The organism is Roseicyclus sp. (assembly GCF_052168335.1).
In the GTDB taxonomy this organism is placed as follows: Bacteria; Pseudomonadota; Alphaproteobacteria; order Rhodobacterales; family Rhodobacteraceae; genus Roseibacterium.
Genome location: NZ_JBQLZP010000482.1, coordinates 1 through 1424, shown reverse-complemented (window position 1 = coordinate 1424; position 1424 = coordinate 1). Strand labels below are relative to the sequence as shown.

2 protein-coding genes and 1 pseudogene are annotated in these 1424 nt (G+C 72.3%); all 3 read right to left on the bottom strand.

The annotated features are described in order from the left end of the window. A partial coding sequence (locus tag ACTS11_RS14935) for a metallophosphoesterase family protein (protein WP_442641096.1) occupies positions 1 to 706 on the bottom strand: 706 nt, incomplete at its 3' end. Between the two features lie 48 nt (positions 707 to 754). Then, positions 755 to 1183, bottom strand: coding sequence for a GNAT family N-acetyltransferase (locus tag ACTS11_RS14930; protein WP_442641095.1), 429 nt, complete (start codon positions 1181 to 1183; stop codon positions 755 to 757). Positions 1184 to 1201: 18 nt separating this feature from the next. Next, positions 1202 to 1424: pseudogene (locus ACTS11_RS14925) on the bottom strand (hypothetical protein); the annotation flags it as partial.

Here is a 1424-nt window from a genome sequence, read left to right as displayed (position 1 = left end):
CCTTACACGACGCTCTCCCGGTCTCCCGGCCCTCGCGGCCCTCGATCCCGCGGGCGGTGACGCCCCCCCCCCCCCAGGCCGCGCCCGTGTCGATGGCGAGGCGGTTGCCGTGATGCTCGACATCCGGGACGGGGGTGTGGCCGTGCACCACGAGGGGGCCGTGGTCGCGCGTGTCGAGGAGGAAGGCGTCGCGGATCCAGAGGAGGTCGCTCTCGTCCTGCGCGTCGAGGGCGACGCCCGGACGGATGCCGGCATGCACGAAGAGGCAGTCGCCCGCCGCATGGCTGAGCGGCAGGGCGGCGAGGAAGGCTCGGTGACGCTGGGGCACGGCGGCCACGGCCGCGTCGTGGACGCGGCGGGGGGTGGCGTCCGGATCGACGCCGTAGGAGCGCACGGTCGCGCGCCCGCCGATGTTGCCGCCGAGATAGCGGGTGTCGGGCCAGAAGCCGGGCCGCTCGGCGAGGAACTCGGCGAACATCGCGTCGTGGTTGCCCTTGAGGACGACGACGCGGGAATCCTCGCGGACGAGGCGCTCGAGGAGGTCGACGACGCCTGCGCTGTCCGGGCCCCGGTCGACGAGGTCGCCGACATGAACGAGGGGTGCCGCCTCGAGCCCCTCGCGCGCGCGGTCGGCCGCGATGCGGTCATGGGCCTCCCGCAGGCCGTCGAATTGCCCGTGGATGTCTCCGATGGCGTAGATCGTCATGGCCGAGACCAAAGCCCGAGCCGATGGCGGGTGCAAGGGGCAGGGCGGCTAGGGACGAAGCCTGCGGCCGAACATCGCGAGCCGCGCGCCCGTCCTGGTCCAGCCGAGGCTCGACCAGAAGCCCTCCGCCATCGGCGTCGGGTCGGCGACGACCCAGATCTCGGTGCAGCCGAGACGCACAGCCTCCTCCGCGCAGAGATCGACGAGCCGCGTCGCGAGGCCCATGCGCCGCCAGGGGCGGGCCACGCCCAGTTCGTTCACCCACCATTGCGGCGGCTTGTCTGGGTGGTGGTAGGTCACGCCCGAGCACATGCCGATCATGCTGCCGCCCTCCAGCGCCACGGCGATGTGGAGATGCGGCGCGGCGAGGAAGCTCGCGACGAGGTCCGGATCGGGCGGGTTGTCGAAGACGTCCTCGTGGACGTTCCCGAAGAGGTGCGCATCACCGGCGCGGGCGAGGCGGGTGGTCGGTGCCATGCCCGCCGATACGCGCAATCACCTTGCCCCGGCAAGCGCCATGCCGCGTCTCGCGCGGTCACTCTCCGCCGCAGGGGGTGCCGTCCTTGCGGACAAGCGCCCGTCGGCGTTGGCGCTCATCATGTCGACATCGGAGCAGGTCGTCAGATCGTCGGGGTGGCGCGATCCGATCTCGAGACAGACGGCGTCCCGGTCGGAGCGGTTGATCATGTGGTGGCCGTCGCCGGTGCCCGCGGGAAAC